This is a genomic window from Pseudoalteromonas sp. NJ631, from assembly GCF_000276645.1.
GTDB classification, from domain to species: Bacteria; Pseudomonadota; Gammaproteobacteria; order Enterobacterales; family Alteromonadaceae; genus Pseudoalteromonas; species Pseudoalteromonas piscicida.
The window spans coordinates 36,744-57,472 of record NZ_AKXJ01000013.1 but is presented as its reverse complement, the minus strand read 5'-3'; the positions used below and the strand labels follow the sequence as shown (position 1 = coordinate 57,472).

Sequence of the window (20,729 nt, the reverse complement as noted above, 5' to 3'; positions counted from 1 at the left end):
ATAAAAATTTTTTCTGGCGGCTCTGCTCAATACCGAATGTGAATGATTGTCGCATGAAACTTAACCGCTTTGGGCTGCACTCAAATCCTAATTTTTTATGGTGTTGCTTTTATGCGACACCTTAACTTATTGAAAATAAATATATTTTTATTTTATCTCGAAGTCACCTGTTGCTAAATGGCAACAATCTCACTGAATCCATCCTTAATGAAAATCCATTGTTGATTTTAACTCGTTGATTCTTAATTACTTTTAAACTTTGGCATCAAAGTTGGAATAGTTATCTCGAAAGCAAAAAACATTCGCTTCAACACAATTCAACGTAGAGAAGCAGAAACGACAAGTTTAGAAATATGAGAGGAACTGATTATGAAAACTTTAGCAATCGCACTATCAGCAGCTGTACTTTCTTTCGCATCAGTAGGTGCTCACGCAGACTCTGAGTTTGATAAATACGATGTTGATGGAGATGGTTACATCTCACTAGGTGAATCAAAAGCGAATCCAAATTTAATGGCGCAGTTTAAAGATCTTGACGCCGACCAAGACGGCCAATTAAGCCAGTCTGAGTTTGATAACTTTGAAGGCTAATCACAAGCCGACGGCATAATAGCAAAGTTTTAAATATATCCCCAATTTAAGGAAAAGATTATGAAAAACGTATTAGCAGCACTATCAATCGCAGGTTTATCAATGGTTTCAGCGTCAGCACTCGCTGGTGATGACTTCGCAAAATTGGATACTGATGGCAATGGTTCAATCAGTGTAACTGAAGCGAGTGTAAGCGCGTCATTGAGCGAGCAGTTCGAGGATTTAGACGCTAATGCCGATGGCGAACTAAGCAAGTCTGAATACGCAAATTACGAAGGCTAATTTGGCACTGGATTTAATAATGAGTTAAAGAGCTGGGCCGCATGCCTAGCTCATCAGAACAAAATGACACAATTGAAGGATTTGATTATGAAAAACGTACTAGCAGCACTATCTATCGCAGGTTTATCAATGGTTTCAGCATCAGCATTTGCTGGTGGCGATTTCGAAAAACTAGATACTGATGGCAACGGTTCAATCAGCGTTACTGAAGCAAGCGTAAGCACTTCGTTAACTGAGCAGTTTGCAGACTTAGACGCGAACGCCGATGGCGAGCTAAGCAAATCTGAGTACGCGAACTACGAAGGTTAATCGCTAGGTGGGCATAGCGCCCACTGCCTTTAACACCATTACGAAAACGACAGAAGGATTGGACTATCATGAAAAACGTATTAGCAGCACTTTCAATTGCAGGTTTAACATTCGCTTCAGCTTCTGCATTAGCTGGTGAAGATTTCACTAAATATGATACTGACGGTAACGGCACCATCAGCATGACTGAGGCAAAAGTAAATCAGTCGCTTGCAGAGCAATTTACGCAACTAGACAGCAATGCCGACGGTGAGTTGAGCGAGTCTGAATTCGCAAATTACCAAGGCTAATCAAGCCGTCCAAAAGCAAATCATATTTAGGAAATTTTAGGAGCAAAATGATGAAAAATGTACTTATCGCACTATCAATCACAGGTCAAACATTGGCTTCAGCAAATACTATTGCTGGTGAAGATTTCGCAAGCTATGACACAGATGGCAACGGTGCTATTAGCATGAGCGAAGCAAAAGTAAATACAGCGCTTATTGAGCAGTTTAAAGACTTAGATGTAAACGCTGACGGAGAACTAAACGAAACTGAGTTCTCTAACTTTAAAGGTTAATTTGCGACTAGAGCCGCAATGAGAGACGGGCATAGTGAGGAGAATGGCTATGAAACTTAGAACGGTATGTGCAACGACCATAGGTGTATTGGTGAGTACGATGGCACTGGCAGCAACCTTGTCATTTCAAGATGTAGACAAGGATAAAGACGGGCAGATCAGCCAGCAAGAAGCATCAGTATCATCAACACTACTTGGTCAGTTCGAGAAGCTAGATGCAGACAAAAATGGTCAGCTAAGCGCTTCTGAATTCTCTAACTTTAAAGGCTAGGAGGTCACAATGAAAAAGTTAGCAACAGCAATTACAGCCGCCACAGTACTTTTTGCCGGCTCAGCAATGGCAGCAGAATTTAACGATTTTGATTTAGACAAAGACGGTTTTATCTCTAAAAGTGAAGCGTCACTGTCAGAATCTCTTGCTTCAATCTTTGATAAGCTAGACAGCGACGGAGATGGCAAACTGTCTGAGAAAGAATTTAATCAGTAAGCAAGTGGCAATCCAAAGCGCCACGCCTCCCCAAGCTCGACTTTGTAGTCGGGCTTTTTTATTTCGAGCTACTAGACAGCTTAAGGTGTAGATAGGGAGTGGATTAACTTAACTCATTAATCCAGCGATGATCCCTGATCCATTTTTGCATTTTAGGAAAACCTTGTTCTGGACAAGTCATGTCCCAGGTAGTGAGTAGTGGATATCCGAGCCCATTTCCTTGTGAAAATGCCGCTATTAAGCTGGAGCTAGAACCCTTATATCCCTGCTGGTGTAATACGACTTCGAGAGGTAAGCCTATATATTGAATGGCAGCAACCGACCAAGCAATGGCGGCCATTTCTTCACCTTGCATGGCTTGTTTCTCTCGGCCATTTTTTAGGCCATTTTTATACACATCTTCATGAAGTTGGCCGCGGAATATTGGCTCGCATACGGCGATATGGCCAGCTTCGTGCAATATATCACCTGGATATCGCAATTTCTCATTATCAATATAGAGCGTGCCCATTACCGTTTTTAGACCCGGTAAAAACGTATTTTCCTCGACTTCATGAAATCGAAAAGGTAGCTGGATTTCGGTGAGAAAATCACAAATGCGTTTAGTATGCTCGTGCATGGTAATTCCTTTAATTGGCCAACTTACATTTTTAAGTGAGTTTAACCTAATGTTTCATTTGCGCAAATTACCATAAATTACAACTTATTATAGAGGTAGCTTGATCACCGCTAGCATCTCACCATCGTCTTCATTGATTCCAATTTCTTCAAAGCCAAAACTTGCGTAAAACGCTTTTGCAACGGGGTTGCTCGGTACATAACAGATTTCTATGGTGGTAAGGTTTGGTGTCTGCTTGATTTCTTCGAGTGCGAGGGTGAGCGCTTTACGCCCAATCCCTTGTTGCTGAAATTGCTGATCAACCATAAAGCGCCAAATGGAGATGCGCTCTATACTCTCTTGTACCCACATTAGCATCCCAACAGCTTCATCATCTTGATAAATTGCGCGCGTGGTATAGCCATCATTAAATTTTGATTCCACGATGGAAAACATGTTGCAGGCTACCAAATCTTGCTGCTCAGGGCTGACATCTAAATCGCAAATGGTTTCGTAGTTGTGTTTATCAATGGCTCTTAGAGAGATATTCATCACGGCGTCCTTGTATTGTTATAGAAACACTATTTCAAACATGGTTGTTTTGGCAAGAGAAAGTTTGCTTTATTAGCCGCACAATCATTGACCGTTAAGCGCTTCTTCCTCACACTGGAAAGCACCTTCGGCTTTATGTCGTTTTGCCCAAAAACAAGGACCTTGTGATGCAGCTTACCACATTACTTAATATCTCTATTCCTATGATCCAAGCGCCAATGGCGGGTGTGCAAAATTGGCGCTTAGCGGCTGCAGCAACAAATGCCGGAATACTCGGTTCAATTCCTTGTGGGATGCTGAGTAAAGAGCAGGTCGTTGCTGAAATTGAGCATTTTAAAGCACATGCTTCAGGCCCATATAATCTTAACTTTTTTTGCCATGAAATGCCGGAACTTGACCCTTATCAACAAGACAAGTGGAAGAAAAAGCTGGCTTCATATTACGATGAGCTGGAGTTAACACCTAGCGATGACATGGGGATCTTAAGACGCCCATTTGATAGGGAAATGGCTGAGGCCATCGCGCCTTATAAACCTCCCGTGATCAGTTTTCATTTTGGTCTTCCAGATGCCGAATTGGTTGAGTTGGTAAAATCGTGGGGGACGACTATTTTATCTTCAGCAACAACCTTGGAAGAGGGGATATGGTTAGCTGAAAATGGTGCAGACATCGTGATAGCACAAGGGATTGAAGCGGGTGGACATAGAGCAACCTTCACCGAGACAAAGCTTGAGTCTCAGCTACATACTCGTCAATTGGTCACTATCCTCGCTGATGCGCTATCGGTTCCTGTAGTAGCTGCAGGTGGTATTGCTTCTCATCATGATGTCACTATGATGCATGAACTGGGGGCATGTGGAACACAAATCGGCACTTGCTTCTTACTATGTGATGAAGCTAGCACCTCTTTGGTACATCGTGATGCACTTAAGTCACTGGCTGAGCCATCCGCCGTGACCAATGTATTTTCTGGTCGCCCTGCGCGTGGGATTGAAAATCGACTAATGATAGATCTCAGCTTTATTAATGATGATGTACCCACTTTTCCATATGCATCAGCTGCATTGACACCATTACGCGCCGCTGCTGAAAAGCAAGGAAGTGGTGATTTTAGCCCACTTTGGGCAGGGGTTAACCGCCAAGGCTGTATGGAAGTCAGTACACAAGAGATGGTAGAACATCTATGGAATGTTAAATAACCTGAGCTGCGGATAATTAATGCCTTTCTAGCAGCCAGTTTTAGCGCTAACTGCGTTGAATTCACTTCCAATAGCCAGCTATTGGTGCGTAAATTCGCCTTGTTTTCCCTAAAACTCTCTGGCTAGACAAGGAGAAAACTAAGTTGTGCTTTAGCAACAATGAGTTGGAACATTCCTTATCCAAACCTCAGGTTAAATAAGAAACTTTAGTTAACAAATTTGACACATTTCGAGTTTATGCTCTAGCGTTTTATGACAAGGCCAACCCAGTTGTGCCTTGCTCTTTGTTACCTACGTAAATCAATTATTTGCTTGGGTGACGTATTCGTTATGACAATAATAAACACGGAGTCGTGCATGAGACATTCTATTTTAACAGCCGCGTTATTCGCTTCATTTTCTTCGCTGGCAACCCCTACTTGCCCAAGTATTACCGCACTAGAAACCCATTATGCAGCACCTAATATGCTCAAGCGTAGCTTTTCTAGCTCATTTAACAAATACTTATCTTGGCTGCCGAGTTACCATATGGTGCACGATCAAGTAACCGCTGCTGGTGCTACAACTCAGATCACTGCTAAATTTGACTACGGTAGCATCACTCATAAAGACTTGGAATTCGAGTCGGTGGAGTTTTACTACCGTGCTGAGTCGGACACAAATTGGCAATATCTTGGTGAGCAAACCACCAATGGCGATGGCAAGGCGTTTATCACCTTGCCTGAGTTATCGGCGGGTCAGTATCGTATATACGCAGGCGTACCAGCTGATGGCACTGGTGCACAAGGTTATGTCACGGTTGTTGAGCCAGACACTCAAGCGGTCCTGTTTGACATCGATGGCACATTGACCGAATCCGATGCCGAGCAAATTGGCGACTATACCGGAATAGATCATGCCGACCCCAAAGATGGCGCTTATGATTTAGTTCGCCACTATCTTGATTTGGGCTATCAGCCCGTATTCTTAACAGCCAGAGTGTATTGGTATGCTAAAGGGACACGCGGTTGGTTAAATTGGATGGGCTTACCGCAAGGCTTTCTACGCACATCACTTAGCAATGAAACCAGCCTGTTTAAAACGGCAGAGTATAAAACTGCGGAAATTAATCGCTTAAAAGCGCAAGGTATTGATGTCGTCCGAGCTTATGGTAATGCGAAAACAGATGCTGAAGCCTTTATCAAAGCGGGGATCCCAGCTTCAGAGGCGTTTACTATTGGTTCTGATGCTGGGCATTACGGTACCACAGCAATTACCGGCAATAGTTACCAAGTTCATTTAGGTGAGCTCACAACTTATCCTCACGCTGATTGCTTGTAGACCTTACCCTCGATTGATCCTAATTTTTAGAAATTCGCAAAAGGAGCCGTATTTTGGCTTCTTTTGGGGAATCCTGTGTACTAACTTACGCTGCCATTATTTACTTTTGTTTACGTAACATTCATTAAAATTTCATTTTTTACACTATTCTGGCTTGACCTCTGACCATTGTAATCTAAAGTTTATTTGTTACTAAATTGTAATAATTGGAGCAAGTACATGAAAAGGTTAATTCTCAGCGCCCTGCTTGGGTTGCTATCGGTCGTTACCTCTCCCGCCCACAGCGGTGAGGAATTAGAGTATCCCGTGGTATTAGTTCACGGTCTGTTTGGTTTTGATAATCTGCTCGGAGTAGATTATTTTTATCGCGTACCACAAGTGATCCATGATGAAGGTGGGCAGGTTTATGTTGCAGAAGTATCATCAGCCCATAATTCAGAATTGCGTGGTGAGCAACTACTAGAGCAAGTTGCGTTGGTTCGAGCATTAACGGGTAAAGATAAAGTTAATTTGATTGGCCACAGCCAAGGCGCGCAAACAATTCGCTATGTCGCCTCAGTTAAACCTGAGTGGGTGGCCTCAGCGACTAGTATTGGTGGCGTAAACTGGGGGAGTCGTTTTGCTGATGTTGTTCGCGGTGGAGTAGACAGTGGCTCATTTTCGGAGCAGTTTTTAGCGTCGCTTGCTAACGGCCTTGCGGGGTTGATTGATTTGTTATCTGGTAAAGCAACCGCACCAAAAGACGCACTCGAAGCACTAGGTGCTTTGACCACGGCTGGCACATTAGCATTTAACCAAAAATACCCAGAGGGTGTGCCAAGTCATTATTGTGGCGAAACGCAAAGTCTAGCGAGCAATGGCGTGCATTATTTTTCATGGAGTGGCAGCAAAGCATGGACCAATGTATTTGACCCCGCTGACAACGCACTTGCACTGTTCTCTCAAGTCTTTGATGAAGCCAACGACGGCCTAGTATCAGCTTGTTCTAGTAATTTAGGTCAGGTGATCAACAACCAATTCAAAATGAACCATTTAGATCAGGTAAACCACACCATTGGTATTCATCACTTGTTCGAAACAGACCCATTAACCGTTTATCGCCAGCATATTCGCCGCTTAAAAGGTCTGGCGCTATGAAAAAGTGGGGCCTGTTGCTAATCATTTTGACTATGCTGTCGCTGGTTTATATCGAGAGTGAACAGCAAGAGACGCCGCGTCATGTTCCCCGGTTCGCGGAGTTATCTGAGCTGCAAAGTGATGCGCATAAGGTCCCACAACCCACAAGGAGTGCATCTGCAAGCGTACATTGTGAGACCATTAATAAACAGCATAAGCACCAAATCGACGATTGGCTTTTTGAGCTACAAAACCATAACCAAGTCGAGCGGTGGCAGGCTTATCTGGAATTATTACCACAATGCCTTCACGAAGTTGCTGGTCTCTACGTGCAATTTAAGCAGGCCTTAATTGATGTGGATACGCATCTTAATCTACTAGAACGTGTTGAGCTGCTACACGCACTGCAGCGGCAATTTTTTACGGATGAAGTGATAGCAGTTTGGTTTGAAGATGCTAATGCGTGGGATACGCAAGCTTTGAGTCGCTGGCAAATTTTGTCAGACGCATCTATATCTGAATCGCAAAAGCAGCAATTAATTGAGACGCATATCAGTGGGCTTCCAAAGCGTGAACAAGTGTTATTTCAAACCTCAGCCCAGTTACACACCCTAAACGCAAATTGGCAGCAAAAACACTATAACGAACTAAGTGCTGACTATGGCGATAAAGCCGCAACGCGTATACTTGAAGTCCAGAAGCAACAGAAGTATTGGCAGCAAAAACTACAAAGCTTTATGCTGCAAAAGCAAAATATTCTAGCCGAGCTTGGTGATAGCCAAATCGCAACAGAAAAAGTCGAGTTACTACTCAAACAAACCTTCACGGAAAACGAGCAAAAGCGAGTTGCTGTATTGGTTAAGTGATAATTTTTTAGTTATTGATAAGATGTATAGGCCGGTTACATGGAGCAGCCAAACCTTCAGCCATGAGCCCATCTTGATAACTGGTAAATACAATCAAACAAGCAGTAAAACATGAAAATTGAACCAAACCTGTGGCAGCTTTATTTACAAGTATATTTTCAACCAATACAGCCAATCCGCTTTGATACACGGGGCGCTATCTTGAGCCTTTGGAATCCACATGGAAAGGTACTTTGTAAAGATGAAAATCAGCGCTTATCACGATTTTGGCAAGGGGCTTTACAGCGCGCAAATGTGCCTTATCAGTTGCTGTGGGGCGGTGATCAGCAAATGCAATATCGAGAGTTAAGTGCTTATATAAAATGTGATTTAGCATCGGGATACCGATGGGCGGCACGATTAAACCAATTGGGGTTTTATTTCGTCGAAGATAATCAATTGCATCTCTATAACAGTAGCGATAAAGCGCAAAGCGATGTGGTGACGGATAAGTTCGTATCTCGGATTATCTTTGCTGCACTGCCTAAAAAGAACTCTGGGTGTCTAACTGTGCGAAGCGCTGTGCAATAACAGAACTGTCGAAAGAGCTAATGCTCAGTTAGGAGACCGAGTGAAAAGGCGATTTAATTGAGTGGACTTACACCGCTTCACCGATTTCTTCATCCACCAAGCTTTTTATTTCCTGCCTCACCCACTGGTGGATTGGACTATTGTGATGAATGAGATGCCAAAATTGTTCAACTTGAAAATCGGCAGTGTGAAACGGTAAATCGGCCACCGTGATGTCATAACGTCTACTTAAATGAGTGACCAGACGTTTTGGTAATGTGGCAATCAGATCCGTGTTAATCAATAACTCCGGCACCATCGAAAAATGTGGTAAAGATGCCACTACTTCCCGCTGAGCATCCAACCTTTTCAGCTCATGATCCATATCCGTTTTGCACAAGCCATTACCAGAAATGATGAGATGTCGGCTCTGGCAATAACGGGTTAACGTCATAGGCTGATGAGCCCATTTATGCTGACAACACATTACTATGGCATAATTATCATTAAATAAGCGCTGTTTAAATACGTTGGTGGGTGTCTCATCCGTGGAGTACAGTAGTAAATCCGCCACCTTTTCCAAGTAGTCATGAAGCGGTATAAACGAGTTGTAAGACACAATTTGTAATTTCAAATTTGGAGCACGCTGTTGAAAACGCGCTAACAATTTCGGCACAATCATCATCATTTCGAAATCCAGCGCCCCTATAGTGAATACGCCTGAGTATTGCAGGGGATCAAACTCGTCATCCACCAACATATGACGAATAGTAGTAAGTGATAGCTCGAGTTCGCTACGAAGGCGCTCACCTTTTGCAGTTAAACGGTACTCATTTTTCACCTTTACCAATAATGGATCAGCAAATTGCTTACGCAAGCGCATCAGGGCTCGGCTCACTGCTGGCTGGCTCATGTTTAATGCTTGAGCGGCTTGACTAATATGCTTGTGGATCAACACCTTCTCTAAGATCGTTAACAGATTTAAGTCAATACTACGTAGATTTAACTCAGGTACACCCATGCCATCACCGTATAAAATTATGCGTAAATGATCTACATACTATAACAAACATGCATTTTTGATATGTTTGTTTTTGTTTTATCTTTTTTTCATCTTATTGAGGAGAGAAAAATGAAACTATCCACCTTAGCTTTAACCCCTATTGCTGCTGCAGTGTTTGCTTTTAATGTCAGTGCGAAAGGCCATGACCATAATAACCAGCACGCGATTTTATTCCCTGGTGAAACGGTTCAAACCGAAGTCGAACTATCAACAAAGCACTCGCTGAAAATCGGCCAAAAAATCAATAACCTTTATGAACGCCAGTTTGATGACAGTAAATTCACGGTGCAAAAATTGGGTAAAAATACCTACTGGATCGGAGTAAATTACTACAATGCTACCGTTGTGGTGTCCAAAGACTCGGTGTTGCTGATTGACCCTCTTGGTGATGGCCGTATTGATGCGCTTTTTCGAGGTATTCAATCCATCACCAATAAGCCGATCACTGCTATTATGTATTCTCATTATCACCTAGATCATGTCGGAGGAGGTAATCAACTAATTGACTTAATTAAGAAAAATTATCCAAGGGTGGGGCATGTCCGTGTTATCGCTAGTCAAACCCTTGCTGACAAGATCAACCTCCACGCAGAATTGGACGAAAACGGTGTAAGAACCCCTAAAGTTCCAGCACCAAATGAAGTGTACGATTTGAAAAGAGCTAGAACGGTCAAATTTGGCTCAATAAGGCTGAAGATGATGGCACCAGAAGGTTCTGGTCATACACCGGATAACACGATGATTCTAATTCCAAGCGATCGCGTGCTGCATTTCGCCGACATGATTAACCCTGATCAGCTGCCGTTTTACAATTTCGCGGGAGCGGAAGATTTCCATGGTTACGAAGTGGATCTACAAAATCTTCTGAGGAAACCCCTCAGTAAGCACTGGAACTTTATTAACGGCGGTCATGGCAATATAGGTTCAAAAAAGGACGTAAAAGATCTGCTGGAATACATTGCTGATGTTAGAACTGAAGTCGGTAAACAATTAGAAGTTGCACCCTACACCCCAATTTTTAGTGACGGCAACCACTTCATTTGGTTCAAACGCTGGCAAGAAGAGATCGTCAACAATGTGCATTCCGAACTAGCGAACAAATATGGGCATATGTATGGTTTCGATTCAGGTGTGGTGGAAACCCACGCAGCCATAATTTTAGCAGATATGATCGATCATTAAGTTCACTCCGGTCACACGGCGCGCTAAGCGCCGATTTTTTCTGCACCAACTAAATTGAAGAACCTAGCTGAATTGACATCCACGTTTGTAACAAACTAAAAACTGAATAAAATAAGCGCACATAAAATCTATTTACCACCAGCCATTGGAGAATTGGCTCTTTAACTATTGTATAAAGCCAACTATTTCAAGGTCGGTCAGATAAACTATCATCCATATTTGCTGTACCAGTTCAGATTAGCACTGACAGTAAAACTCCCAGGTCGCTGATATCAGCCTCTTTCATTGCTTCCCCGATCTCTTTACTTAGAGTCATCATTTGCATTTGTAACTGAGCTACCATTTGATGTTGCAATTCTATTTGTGCTTTGAGAGTTTCGTCATCTTGGTTTGTTTGAGCTTTTAACTTTTCAAGTTGCTTCTTTGCCTGTTCTAAAAGCTCTTTGAGCTTTTCTAACTGCTCAACCATTTTTTGAATATGACTTGGTAACTCACTTCTTTTATCTTGTTCAGCTTTTTGTGTTGCTTCACGGCCAGAAAGCCTATTTAGCTCAGTTGAAGTTAATTTGTATCCTACTTTATTTGCTTCAATTTTATATTCACTGTTTTGCGTTGATAAAGTACTAACTTTAGGAGAGGTGTTCATACAAAATTAATTGGTTTACTGCAGGTGAACTGTTATCGGCAGAGACCTTGAAAACTAGAGTTTGATAGAAGGAATTGTTTACTAACCACTTACTAACTTTGCCTAGCGCATAGCCGTGGCAGCAGTACAAATCAAACCTTTATAATTTGAGAGCTGACTTTGACCTTGAAAGGTGTGCAGCACGAATAAAAAACAGGGCCTAAATTAGGCCCTGTTTGCTCTACTTAATTGGTTTATTTTAAGTCAAAGCGGTCTAGTTGCATTACCTTCACCCAAGCGGCGATAAAATCGTCTACAAACTTCTGTTTGGCATCGTCCGATGCATAGACTTCGGTAATTGCGCGAAGTTCAGAGTTAGAACCAAAGATTAAATCAACCGGTGTTGCCGTCCATTTTATCTCTCCAGTTTTACGGTCACGACCTTCGTATAAGCCTTCTTGCCCCTCTACCTTTGACCATTTAGTCGACATATCTAGCAGGTTAACAAAGAAGTCGTTGCTCAATTGACCTGGTTTGTCAGTAAATACACCGTGCTCTGCGCCTTTGTAGTTTGCGTCTAAGCTACGTAGGCCGCCTAATAGTACTGTCATCTCAGGTACAGATAAGTCCAGCATATTGGCTTTGTCTACTAACATTTCAGTTGGTGACATAAATGCCTCATCACTGTAATAGTTACGGAACGCGTCTGCTTTTGGCTCAAGGTAGCTAAATGATAAGACGTCCGTTTGTGCTTGTGAGGCATCGGTACGGCCTGGTTTAAACGCTACATTTACTTTGTAGCCTGCGTCGTTTGCAGCTTTTTCAACTGCTGCAGAACCACCTAACACAATCAAGTCGGCAATAGAGACTGCTTTTTTGCCAGCGCGCTTATTAAAGCGGGTTTGAATGTCCGTCAATGTAGCTAGCACTTTGTTTACCTCGTCAGGGTTGTTTATCTCCCAACTTATCTGAGGCTCAAGGCGTAAACGGCCACCGTTAGCACCACCACGCATATCAGTAACACGATGGCTAGATGCTGCCGACCATGCCGTTCTGATCAGTTCTTGCTTTGTTAGACCTGAGTTCAAGATTGATTTTTTCAGGGCGTTTATGTCCTTGTTATCAATCATCTTATAATCCGCTTTTGGAATTGGATCTTGCCAAGTCAGTACTTCGCTCGGTACTTCTGAACCTACATAACGGGCTCTTGGACCCATATCACGGTGGGTCAATTTGAACCAAGCTTTCGCGAACGCCAACTCATATTGCTTTGGATCTTTGCGGAAGCGTTCAATGACCTTACGATATTCAGGGTCAAATTTTAATGCCAAATCCGTGGTGAACATTATCGGTGCGTGGCGTTTACCTTCAATGTGGGCGTCTGGCACTAGGTTTGCCGCAGCTTTGTTGTCAGGGATCCATTGGGTCGCGCCTGCTGGGCTTTTTGTCATTACCCAGTTGAAGTTCATTAGGTTGTCGAGATAATTGGTTGACCATTGAGTTGGTGTGACCGTCCAAGCCCCTTCTAAACCGCTTGTTGTGGTGTCTGCACCTTTACCCGTGCCGCATTTATTTTTCCAGCCTAGACCTTGTGCTTCAATCTCTGCAGCGGCTGGTTCTTTACCCACACAATCTGATGGCTTTTTCGCGCCATGTGCTTTACCAAAGGTGTGACCACCCGCGATAAGTGCGACCACTTCTTCGTCGTTCATGGCCATGCGACCAAATGACATGCGAATATCTTTTGCGGCAAGTAATGGATCTGGTTTACCGTGTGGACCTTCAGGGTTGACATAAATAAGTCCCATTTCAACTGCTGCCAATGGGCCCTTTAGTTTGCCTTTTTTGTCACGACGCTCGTCTTTTAAGAAAGCATCTTCTGGCCCCCAATAAACTAAATCTGGCTCCCAATCGTCTTGACGGCCACCGGCGAAACCAAAGGTCTTAAAGCCCATTGACTCAAGCGCAACGTTGCCCGCTAAGACCATTAGGTCTGCCCACGATAGGCTACGACCGTACTTTTGTTTAATCGGCCATAATAATCGTCTTGCTTTGTCTAAATTTGCATTATCAGGCCAGCTGTTTAACGGATCGAAACGTTGTTGGCCACCTGCCGAGCCACCACGGCCATCGTGTACACGATAGACCCCAGCGCTATGCCATGCCATACGGATCATAAACGGACCATAATGTCCCCAGTCGGCAGGCCACCAGTCTTGTGAATCGGTGAGTGTTTGCTCAATGTCTTTTTTGACTTGCTTAAGATCTAGTTTGCTAAATTCAGCAGCATAATCAAAATTTGCGCCGTAAGGATTGGATTCTGGGCTGTGTTGTCTTAATGGGCTTAGGTTTAGTTGTTCTGGCCACCAAAATTGGTTGGTTTTTGCTTCACTCATTGCTGCAAAGCTCGGAGCTGATAGCGTTGTTGTTACTGCGAGCGCGACGGCAGACAACATCGTTCTAGATTTTCTATTCATGGGAGGTTCCCTCGTAATTAAAGTGTGTCTCAAACTGCGTGTTAAACTTTAGTTCACAAATTGGAAAGAGAAAATCCAGAAAAACAAATTGGTATATTCGGAAAAATAAATCGATAAAAAACGATATTTATCAATACATTAAAATTTCCTCCTACAGCAAGAATATTTTTGAAGTGAAACTTTAATTTAGTCTTTTGCAATAATTGGCTTGGAACAGAAAGCTTGTAAGACCATATTGAATTTTGGTAGCTAGCTAGCTAGGTGCGTAAGGGTTGTGCAAAAAAGTCTCGTGATTGTATTGGAGATGAAAAAATATATGGCGGAGTAGTGAGTTCTACTCCGCTTTATTCGCCAATATTGAAAATAGCAATGGCACTTGATGCCCTTTATTCAATAACTGAAAGCCGTGTCCAGACACCGCCTCTAAACCTTCAAAGCAGTTATATGGACTAAAAGGGTGCTCATCAAAGTGGGTAATTGTAAGACCTGTTTGCATTAATGACTGCATCACTTCGGCGATTGAGTGCGGCCAAGTCGCAATGGTTTGTTTGCTATCTTGGTGGTTCTCGGTATAGGTTGATTCTTCGCTAATATCCGGCTGAGTTTGTGGGAAGTAAGGGTAACCTAAATGAAGGTCAATACTTGGGTGAAACTCCACGAAACAAAACTGACCGCCGGGCTTTAATGCACGGGCAATAGTGGCAGCCCACTGAGATAAATCTTGCAACCAGCAGATGGTGCCATAGGATGCAAAGACAATGTCGAATTGTGTGGTATTCTCAAGCCCAAATTGCGCGATATCCTGACAGATAAAACAGGCATCAAGCCCTGTTTGCTGTGCCAATGTATTTGCTCGGGTTATGGCCTCTGTCGAAAAGTCGACACCAGTTACCTTAGCCCCCAACCTTGCGAATGATAGGCTATCTAGGCCGAAGTGACATTGTAGGTGAAGCAGACTCTTGCCTGATACATTACCAAGTAGCTCACATTCAATGGGATTGAGCGAAGAGGTACCTTGTAAAAAGCGATTGACGTCATAAAACTCAGAGTCAAAATGTGCCTTGGCTCGTTCTTCCCATGCCGCACGATTGAGAGAGACATAATCCATATTGAATTCCCTATTTTTGTGGATTTTCTTTAACAATAAAAAAGTTGGCTCTGTTAGTCTAGCAAAGCAGTCTAATCAGCCGATTTGGTTAGACTGCTTTTGTACTTTTCTTCAATCAAACAGGCGGCAGCGATACATAGATGGTCCATGTTTTTTGCTGCAATTATTTGTGCTGACTTTGGCAATCCGTTCTCATCAAAACCTAAAGGTACAGATGTAGCTGGTAATTCTAGTGCATTGAATAAGCCTGCGTAAGCGAAATCGGCGGGATGGAAGAGCATTTTGCCATGTTTTGGCGCCGCGCTTGGAAATACAGGCATAATCAATATACCATTGTCTCCAAGCTGATTTTCGATGTCTTTTTGTAACCCTAGTCGTGTTTTTGGATCAAGGCTGACGCACTTTTTGAGGATTGGGAGTGAGTACTGATAAGTTAGTGTTGCTAAAATAGCAGGAAGTGAATACTGGCTTTTATGAAGCATGTATTTAACTAACTCCTGAATTGGACGGATTCCTTGACCATCTGATATAAGTTCGGCAATGGAAAGGTGCTGTACTGCTTCAATCCATATCATCAATGCATCTTTAATGGCATGGTGGTTCCATGATTGTACATTGGCCCCCATTGAAGCAAACATTTGACCCAATACATCAATAGGCTCACTCACGTTTGCGGCAACAGCTCTTGCAAAGGTAACCTTAGGTGATGAGCACATAAATACAGAAATTTCTGTTATATTAATGTCGCAGCTAGAAAAAGCGGGTAAATGTTTGACGTTCTTATCCAGGCCATCAGGGCCTGCCATGATCTTTAATAGCGGCATTAAGTCTTTAGCTGTTTTAGCTATTGGGCCTGCGCAAAAAAATGCTGCGACTTTTTGAGCATCCTGATTTTCTAGTCCAGTATCATGAAGAGGAGGGTGGCCTGTTAATGGAACTAGGCCTCCCGACGGTTTATGGCCATAGACTCCGCAAAAAGCCGCAGGGATCCTTATTGAGCCACCACCATCGGTTCCTACGCCAAAAGGTACGATACCAGCCCCAACTGCGGCAGCATCACCTCCACTGCTGCCTCCAGAGGTGTAGTTCAAATTCCAAGGGTTAGAGGTTTTTCCGTAGACTGGATTACTACATTCAGGCCACAACGCCATTTCTGAGCAGTTTGAAAGGCCAATAACAATAGCACCAGCCTTTTTTAAACGGGCGACAACAGTGGCATCATTCGATGCGTATTTTTCTATGCGTTTCATTGATCCAACTGTATGAGGAAGTCCTTCAAAGCCAAGACTCTCCTTTACTGTAAACGGCACACCATGTAAAGGTCCAACAACCTTACCTGATTGGATCATCAAGTCCGCTGCCTTCGCTTCTTTCAAAGCTAAAGCAAAACGCTCAATGACAACTGCATTGAGTTTACTGTTGCGTAGACATGTTTGAATGGCGGCCTGTACGACTTGGAATGAAGTCACCTTACCATTCAAAATGTCTTCGGCAATAACAAATGCACCTCGTTTCCAGCATATGTAAGGTGTATCAGACATATGTTTACATTTCCATTTCTGATATTTCTCTTGAGTCAACCTGAGCCGGTTGGTCGTCATTTTTCATCATCGACTGCAGAGGGGGGGTGTGCTTTTTATCGTGCGTTAAGCAACGTAAATGATCACCCATATTTGTGTACGGAGAAGAAAGTGAAGAGTTTACCTTCGCTTTCTTCACATAAAACGAGGGAATACAGAAAATTACAGTAGACTTTATGAGGTCTGAGGCAATTGCAATAAGACTCTTGGTCATGACCACTCCATGCTTTATGTTGAATTGCCATTTTACTTTTTTCATCACATATAGGCGAAGTCGAGCTAGTTTAAAGAAATATCGAGAAACGAATCGAGCGCGATCTTTATCGTTAGTCGCCCTGTATAATCTAAAATTTATTGTTTTTTCATAGAGGTTAGGTATTAATTCAGGATCTAATGGTTGAGACGGATCTATTTGTTCAGTTATAAGCTCTAGTAACTCTGGAAAAGGGTAGCATTTAGGAGCATTTTCTTTACTAAAGCGGGGAAGCAATTTTGCAAAATGGTTAGCAGAGCGGCCATCTAGGTAACTACCGTTGATGAAATTAGGTAGTACGACATGGAAATAGCCCATATTGGCGACTTTAAGTGTCCAAGCCATTTTGAGAGGGTCGTTCATAATGAGATACCAATTACTCCAACTATCTTGGAGTGCTAATTGAGCTTTTACATGACGCTCCATTGCGTCAACATAATCCTGTGTAAGTTCATGATTTCGATCCTTGCTAATCATAGATGCTATTTGAGTGATTTCATGTGCAACATAAGCAAGACCTGCACTGTTTGCAGGGTCAAAAGTGAAAGCGGCATCTCCAAGTAAATACCAGCCGCTTTTTGAGTAATATTGCTCAGCTTCGTACATGTAGTTGTTGTAGCTACATGTATCATCTATGCTACCCGAACGTATCATGGCTGAAATGGAGGGATGGTCATTGTCTAGAATAGTTAGTAAGGATTCTAACTGAACATTTTTTTGTCCTAATAGCTCTGGCCGATAGGTTATGCCTATACTTACGTGATCTTTGCCTGTACTCGCTTTGAGAGGAATAATCCAAATCCAATATCCTTGGCCATAAAAATGATGGGTAACATAGTATGGATCATAGCAGTGGTGGTTAACTCGAGTATCCGTCATTTCAAACAGTTTTGTACGGTCAAACGAATTCATCCTAAACCAAAAAGAGCTGCGTTGATAAGCAGGAGCTTTATGCAGTTGCAATTGTTTGGCTAGTAGTCTTCGTCTTCCACTCGCATCAATAACCCAGTCAGCGTCAATGTGGGTGGTCTCTCCGTTTTGCCCTTTGAGAACAACTTGATGTTTATGGTCATTATTATCAGATAAAATAACCTCCTGTACATCTTGATCTATTCTACGTATTCCTAATGTCGCATTGATATCTCTAATATCTTGATCGAATACGTTGCGATTTAGATTAAAAGACGGGAGTCGGTTTATTCCGGGGGCTTCATGTACAACATATTTGTTACACTTTTTGTCGTAAGATTGTTTAAAGTAATAAGACAAACCATATTTATGATAATGTTTTTCTTCTAGCAGAGTACTTAATCCAATCGCATTTAAAAATTGGACGGTCACTTCTACAGTGGATTCCCCAACCAAAGGAGAACGTGACTTTTGCTTACCTACTAATGTTACATTTATATCAGGGAATTTCTTTCTGAAGTACATAGCAGCTAGGTTACCTGCAATACCGGAACCCATTATGATTAAGTCGCTTTTCATTGTTTTTCCTTAATTACGATCTAACGAAAGCTAAACGTATCTACCTGGAGAGATAATGTGATTTGGGTCGATACTAGATTTTATGTTTCTAGTTAGCTTATGTGCACTTAGCTGTCGTTCATTAAATAGTTGTACTTGCCCAGAGCCAATTCGATACGGTACAAATCCATTGCGTAAACCGGCCTCATACAAAGCTTTATAGCAAGCTATCGCTTGCTCACTTTCGGTTGTGCTGCTCGCTGAAAAGAGTATTGGAAGCGTGCTATCAAAAGCAAAAGGTGAGATGCTCGTTAAAGTGATTGGAGCATCAAAGCCATAAACGTTACATATATCTGTAACCATCTTGACGTAACGATCACAATCCTTCCCTGACATAGATACTATTGGTGCATACCAAAGCAGTCCACACTTATCTCTCGCAGGGTTGAGGTTTTCATCGGGTGGAGGATTTCTTGCTCTCCAATATGCTAAGGGGAGGGCTACTTCGTCTGGCTTTCCAGCCATCATTGATAGGCCTTTACCCATTTTTTCAAGGAGTGTAGTTACGTTTTCTGAGCAAACCTTAGGCAAGTAGCTTACGGCTGACTGCAGAAAACTGAGTTTTGCTTTATTGATAAAGAGAATTTTTACAGTATTAGGGGACAGCTGTTTTTTAATGAATTTTTTTGCTGACTTTACACTGTCTTTAGTTCCGTATATGGCACCAAACCCAAACCAAGATTTGATATTGTGTACCGATGCATATTTTTCTATCTCATTTGGATCTAGTGGGTTGGTATTTCTATTATTTCTTAAAGATGCTAGTGTAGAATTCATCGTGATTGTGCGAGTTGAATTAATAATGTTAATCCCACCAACTCCTAGGCTGGGAATTGACAAAATATTTCTAACTGAATTTACAATGCTTTCGAGGCTTTCTGACTCAGGCAGCCAAAAGTAAAATGACATTACCTCAGGTGTTCTGCGGGCTAGAGTGATAGTGGCACTAGTGACTATTCCATAATTACTTTGGCAAAATAGGCCATCTGAATATGGACCAATTCCCCATTTATATGTGGCGCGATATCCCTTTTCCTCCAAAATTTCCGACATGGGAGATTTATATTCTTCCCCATTCGGCAACACTGCATTTATTGAGATTATGGACTGAAAATGGTCTGAAATCGGTGTTATTCCATAACCTTTTTCAAGTGCGTTACCAAGTATACTGCAATCAGGTCCAGCCCCTGTAACAGGAACTAAAAAGTCAGCGTTTCTATCTTGGAGAAATTTATACAATTGACCTTGAGTAACTCCTGGCTGAAGTTCTATAAGTCCTAGTTCGGCGTCGAAATAAACAATTTCGTTTAACTTGGATAAATTAACTATAATACTGATTCGGCCATCGCATTCCGTTGGAGGAACGGCGCAACCATATCCCCAGTTTTTTCCTGTACTCACAGGATGTAGTACGAGATTATAAGTGTTAGCGATCTTGACTATATCTTTAATTACCTCAACGTTAAGTGGGTAAACAACTCCTTGTATCGAGCTCGCTCTCTTAATTGTGTCTGCTATAGAGAGCTGATCGATGTTGTTACCAAAGTGAGCTTCGACAGAGTCTGACAGCTCATCGAATAACGTCTCGAGCAGATCTGTTGAGTTTGTAAAGTCGTTCATTTTAAAAATTTAACCCTGAAATACGTAGGAATAATTTAAGTTGATTAAAATCCGACTTTCGGTCCTTTGGCAAACGCTGATACATTTTAGATATTGAATTATCTAAGCTATTATTTTTCTTTTTTTTCCCGTTTGTAATAACTACAGATACTGGACTGATTGGTGTGGAAAAGACTTTAAAATCATTGCTTAGGTTATCACTTACAACTTTTTTGAACTCTTCTATTGAAAATGCTGCTTTAAGTGAGTAATAGTAATCTTTTGCCAGTATAGAATTTTGTTCCAAGCCAGAGCGGGATACAAAATAATCTATAGATTTTTCTTTTTTTAATTTTCCGAAATCATTTATGTATAGGGATCCACCAGGCTTTAATACTCTAGATATTTGTTTAAAGGTTTCATTTAAATGATGTAAATCGGGAAGGTGGTGTAATGCCATCGAAGAACATAAAACATCAATACTATTATCTTTAATAGTGCTCAATTGACAAATATCCTCCTCACGAAAACTAATGTTAAAAAGCCCTTTATCATTAGATATCTTCTTTGCTTTTTCAAGCATCGGGAGTGATAAATCAACACCTAAAAATTGACATTGCGGATTTAGTTGCGCAATCATGCTTAGCAAAATACCTGAACCACACCCTAAATCTAGCACTCTATCATTAGGGGATAGTAAAGAGCATGTTTTGGATAAGTGATATAAATAAGTGCCAGACAGAGTTCCTGAATCTTTACCACCTTCAGTGTAAGCCTCCACAGCCGGTATATTATCCATAATTAATTCAGGTTCAGCCTCTCTAACAAAGTCCGAGTGTCCAAGTAGCTCTCTATATGCTGTTTTAATAAGCCCAATGTCCATT

General features: G+C 42.1%; 23 protein-coding genes. 13 read left to right on the top strand and 10 right to left on the bottom strand.

All coding sequences use genetic code 11. From position 1 onward, the window contains the following. Positions 1–369 precede the first annotated feature (369 nt). From A587_RS0118290 to A587_RS0118260, 7 genes are all read left to right on the top strand, one after another. Positions 370–591, top strand: coding sequence for a calmodulin (locus A587_RS0118290; protein WP_017218756.1), 222 nt, complete (start codon positions 370–372; stop codon positions 589–591). A gap of 60 nt (positions 592–651) precedes the next feature. Next, positions 652–873: a calmodulin gene (locus A587_RS0118285; protein WP_017218755.1), complete on the top strand. Its 222-nt coding sequence runs from the start codon at positions 652–654 to the stop codon at positions 871–873. A gap of 87 nt (positions 874–960) precedes the next feature. After that, complete coding sequence (locus A587_RS0118280; RefSeq protein ID WP_017218754.1) at positions 961–1,182, top strand: EF-hand domain-containing protein; 222 nt, start codon at positions 961–963, stop codon at positions 1,180–1,182. 68 nt (positions 1,183–1,250) lie between these two features. Further along, a complete protein-coding gene (locus A587_RS0118275) occupies positions 1,251–1,472 on the top strand; it encodes a calmodulin (protein ID WP_017218753.1) in 222 nt (73 codons plus the stop codon). A gap of 50 nt (positions 1,473–1,522) precedes the next feature. After that, positions 1,523–1,744, top strand: a complete 222-nt coding sequence (locus tag A587_RS0118270; RefSeq protein WP_017218752.1) for an EF-hand domain-containing protein — start codon at positions 1,523–1,525, stop codon at positions 1,742–1,744. A gap of 49 nt (positions 1,745–1,793) precedes the next feature. Then, positions 1,794–2,015, top strand: coding sequence for a crotonobetainyl-CoA--carnitine CoA-transferase (locus tag A587_RS0118265; RefSeq protein WP_010375684.1), 222 nt, complete (start codon positions 1,794–1,796; stop codon positions 2,013–2,015). 9 nt (positions 2,016–2,024) lie between these two features. Next, on the top strand, positions 2,025–2,231 hold the full coding sequence (locus tag A587_RS0118260; RefSeq protein ID WP_010375685.1) for an EF-hand domain-containing protein: 207 nt from the start codon (positions 2,025–2,027) through the stop codon (positions 2,229–2,231). Positions 2,232–2,334: 103 nt separating this feature from the next. Here the strand turns inward: A587_RS0118260 and A587_RS0118255 are convergent, their stop codons facing one another. After that, entirely contained in the window at positions 2,335–2,850 is a 516-nt protein-coding gene (locus A587_RS0118255; RefSeq protein ID WP_017218751.1) for a hypothetical protein, read from the bottom strand. An 87-nt stretch (positions 2,851–2,937) separates the two neighbouring features. Then, on the bottom strand, positions 2,938–3,381 hold the full coding sequence (locus A587_RS0118250) for a GNAT family N-acetyltransferase (protein WP_017218750.1): 444 nt from the start codon (positions 3,379–3,381) through the stop codon (positions 2,938–2,940). A gap of 143 nt (positions 3,382–3,524) precedes the next feature. Between A587_RS0118250 and A587_RS0118245 the strand changes: the two genes are divergently transcribed. The 5 genes from A587_RS0118245 (at position 3,525) to A587_RS0118225 (ending at position 8,452) form a co-directional block, all read left to right on the top strand. Further along, positions 3,525–4,580, top strand: a complete 1,056-nt coding sequence (locus A587_RS0118245; protein WP_269744848.1) for an NAD(P)H-dependent flavin oxidoreductase — start codon at positions 3,525–3,527, stop codon at positions 4,578–4,580. A gap of 357 nt (positions 4,581–4,937) precedes the next feature. Then, entirely contained in the window at positions 4,938–5,900 is a 963-nt protein-coding gene (locus tag A587_RS0118240) for an LNS2 domain-containing protein (RefSeq protein ID WP_017218748.1), read from the top strand. Between the two features lie 219 nt (positions 5,901–6,119). Further along, complete coding sequence (locus tag A587_RS0118235) at positions 6,120–7,037, top strand: esterase/lipase family protein (RefSeq protein ID WP_017218747.1); 918 nt, start codon at positions 6,120–6,122, stop codon at positions 7,035–7,037. After that, positions 7,034–7,882, top strand: a complete 849-nt coding sequence (locus A587_RS0118230; RefSeq protein WP_017218746.1) for a lipase secretion chaperone — start codon at positions 7,034–7,036, stop codon at positions 7,880–7,882. The genes A587_RS0118235 and A587_RS0118230 overlap by 4 nt, the downstream gene beginning before the upstream one ends. 111 nt (positions 7,883–7,993) lie before the next feature. Continuing rightward, on the top strand, positions 7,994–8,452 hold the full coding sequence (locus tag A587_RS0118225; RefSeq protein WP_017218745.1) for a hypothetical protein: 459 nt from the start codon (positions 7,994–7,996) through the stop codon (positions 8,450–8,452). Positions 8,453–8,519: 67 nt separating this feature from the next. Here the strand turns inward: A587_RS0118225 and A587_RS0118220 are convergent, their stop codons facing one another. Further along, positions 8,520–9,452, bottom strand: a complete 933-nt coding sequence (locus A587_RS0118220) for a LysR family transcriptional regulator (protein ID WP_017218744.1) — start codon at positions 9,450–9,452, stop codon at positions 8,520–8,522. Positions 9,453–9,563: 111 nt separating this feature from the next. Here A587_RS0118220 and A587_RS0118215 point away from each other — a divergent pair, with 111 nt between their 5' ends. Further along, positions 9,564–10,676 carry a VarG family subclass B1-like metallo-beta-lactamase gene (locus A587_RS0118215; protein ID WP_017218743.1) on the top strand — a complete coding sequence of 371 codons (1,113 nt, stop codon included), beginning with the start codon at positions 9,564–9,566 and terminating at the stop codon, positions 10,674–10,676. 232 nt (positions 10,677–10,908) lie between these two features. On the opposite strand, the gene A587_RS0118210 is transcribed toward A587_RS0118215, so the two are convergent. The 7 genes from A587_RS0118210 to A587_RS0118180 all read right to left on the bottom strand — a co-directional run bounded on the left by A587_RS0118210 (position 10,909) and on the right by A587_RS0118180 (position 20,728). Continuing rightward, positions 10,909–11,322: a hypothetical protein gene (locus A587_RS0118210; protein ID WP_017218742.1), complete on the bottom strand. Its 414-nt coding sequence runs from the start codon at positions 11,320–11,322 to the stop codon at positions 10,909–10,911. A 233-nt stretch (positions 11,323–11,555) separates the two neighbouring features. Beyond that, a complete protein-coding gene (gene katG / locus A587_RS0118205; RefSeq protein WP_026001050.1) occupies positions 11,556–13,778 on the bottom strand; it encodes a catalase/peroxidase HPI in 2,223 nt (740 codons plus the stop codon). A 334-nt stretch (positions 13,779–14,112) separates the two neighbouring features. Further along, positions 14,113–14,886 carry a class I SAM-dependent methyltransferase gene (locus tag A587_RS0118200; protein ID WP_017218740.1) on the bottom strand — a complete coding sequence of 258 codons (774 nt, stop codon included), beginning with the start codon at positions 14,884–14,886 and terminating at the stop codon, positions 14,113–14,115. A gap of 71 nt (positions 14,887–14,957) precedes the next feature. After that, on the bottom strand, positions 14,958–16,427 hold the full coding sequence (locus tag A587_RS0118195; protein ID WP_017218739.1) for an amidase: 1,470 nt from the start codon (positions 16,425–16,427) through the stop codon (positions 14,958–14,960). 4 nt (positions 16,428–16,431) lie between these two features. Continuing rightward, a complete protein-coding gene (locus A587_RS0118190; protein WP_017218738.1) occupies positions 16,432–18,207 on the bottom strand; it encodes an NAD(P)/FAD-dependent oxidoreductase in 1,776 nt (591 codons plus the stop codon). Positions 18,208–18,237: 30 nt separating this feature from the next. Next, entirely contained in the window at positions 18,238–19,866 is a 1,629-nt protein-coding gene (locus A587_RS24210; protein ID WP_017218737.1) for an FAD-binding oxidoreductase, read from the bottom strand. Position 19,867: 1 nt separating this feature from the next. Continuing rightward, entirely contained in the window at positions 19,868–20,728 is an 861-nt protein-coding gene (locus tag A587_RS0118180; RefSeq protein WP_017218736.1) for a class I SAM-dependent methyltransferase, read from the bottom strand. Position 20,729 lies beyond the last annotated feature (1 nt).

What these genes read in the sequence shown, in the direction of transcription:
- A587_RS0118290 (WP_017218756.1), top strand. Translation starts at nt 370, where the DNA reads ATGAAAACTTTAGCAATCGCACTATCAGCAGCTGTACTTTCTTTCGCA.
- A587_RS0118285 (WP_017218755.1), top strand. Translation starts at nt 652, where the DNA reads ATGAAAAACGTATTAGCAGCACTATCAATCGCAGGTTTATCAATGGTT.
- A587_RS0118280 (WP_017218754.1), top strand. Translation starts at nt 961, where the DNA reads ATGAAAAACGTACTAGCAGCACTATCTATCGCAGGTTTATCAATGGTT.
- A587_RS0118275 (WP_017218753.1), top strand. Translation starts at nt 1,251, where the DNA reads ATGAAAAACGTATTAGCAGCACTTTCAATTGCAGGTTTAACATTCGCT.
- A587_RS0118270 (WP_017218752.1), top strand. Translation starts at nt 1,523, where the DNA reads ATGAAAAATGTACTTATCGCACTATCAATCACAGGTCAAACATTGGCT.
- A587_RS0118265 (WP_010375684.1), top strand. Translation starts at nt 1,794, where the DNA reads ATGAAACTTAGAACGGTATGTGCAACGACCATAGGTGTATTGGTGAGT.
- A587_RS0118260 (WP_010375685.1), top strand. Translation starts at nt 2,025, where the DNA reads ATGAAAAAGTTAGCAACAGCAATTACAGCCGCCACAGTACTTTTTGCC.
- A587_RS0118255 (WP_017218751.1), bottom strand. Translation starts at nt 2,850, where the DNA reads ATGCACGAGCATACTAAACGCATTTGTGATTTTCTCACCGAAATCCAG.
- A587_RS0118250 (WP_017218750.1), bottom strand. Translation starts at nt 3,381, where the DNA reads ATGAATATCTCTCTAAGAGCCATTGATAAACACAACTACGAAACCATT.
- A587_RS0118240 (WP_017218748.1), top strand. Translation starts at nt 4,938, where the DNA reads ATGAGACATTCTATTTTAACAGCCGCGTTATTCGCTTCATTTTCTTCG.
- A587_RS0118235 (WP_017218747.1), top strand. Translation starts at nt 6,120, where the DNA reads ATGAAAAGGTTAATTCTCAGCGCCCTGCTTGGGTTGCTATCGGTCGTT.
- A587_RS0118230 (WP_017218746.1), top strand. Translation starts at nt 7,034, where the DNA reads ATGAAAAAGTGGGGCCTGTTGCTAATCATTTTGACTATGCTGTCGCTG.
- A587_RS0118225 (WP_017218745.1), top strand. Translation starts at nt 7,994, where the DNA reads ATGAAAATTGAACCAAACCTGTGGCAGCTTTATTTACAAGTATATTTT.
- A587_RS0118220 (WP_017218744.1), bottom strand. Translation starts at nt 9,452, where the DNA reads ATGGGTGTACCTGAGTTAAATCTACGTAGTATTGACTTAAATCTGTTA.
- A587_RS0118215 (WP_017218743.1), top strand. Translation starts at nt 9,564, where the DNA reads ATGAAACTATCCACCTTAGCTTTAACCCCTATTGCTGCTGCAGTGTTT.
- A587_RS0118210 (WP_017218742.1), bottom strand. Translation starts at nt 11,322, where the DNA reads ATGAACACCTCTCCTAAAGTTAGTACTTTATCAACGCAAAACAGTGAA.
- katG (WP_026001050.1), bottom strand. Translation starts at nt 13,778, where the DNA reads ATGAATAGAAAATCTAGAACGATGTTGTCTGCCGTCGCGCTCGCAGTA.
- A587_RS0118200 (WP_017218740.1), bottom strand. Translation starts at nt 14,886, where the DNA reads ATGGATTATGTCTCTCTCAATCGTGCGGCATGGGAAGAACGAGCCAAG.
- A587_RS0118195 (WP_017218739.1), bottom strand. Translation starts at nt 16,427, where the DNA reads ATGTCTGATACACCTTACATATGCTGGAAACGAGGTGCATTTGTTATT.
- A587_RS0118190 (WP_017218738.1), bottom strand. Translation starts at nt 18,207, where the DNA reads ATGAAAAGCGACTTAATCATAATGGGTTCCGGTATTGCAGGTAACCTA.
- A587_RS24210 (WP_017218737.1), bottom strand. Translation starts at nt 19,866, where the DNA reads ATGAACGACTTTACAAACTCAACAGATCTGCTCGAGACGTTATTCGAT.
- A587_RS0118180 (WP_017218736.1), bottom strand. Translation starts at nt 20,728, where the DNA reads ATGGACATTGGGCTTATTAAAACAGCATATAGAGAGCTACTTGGACAC.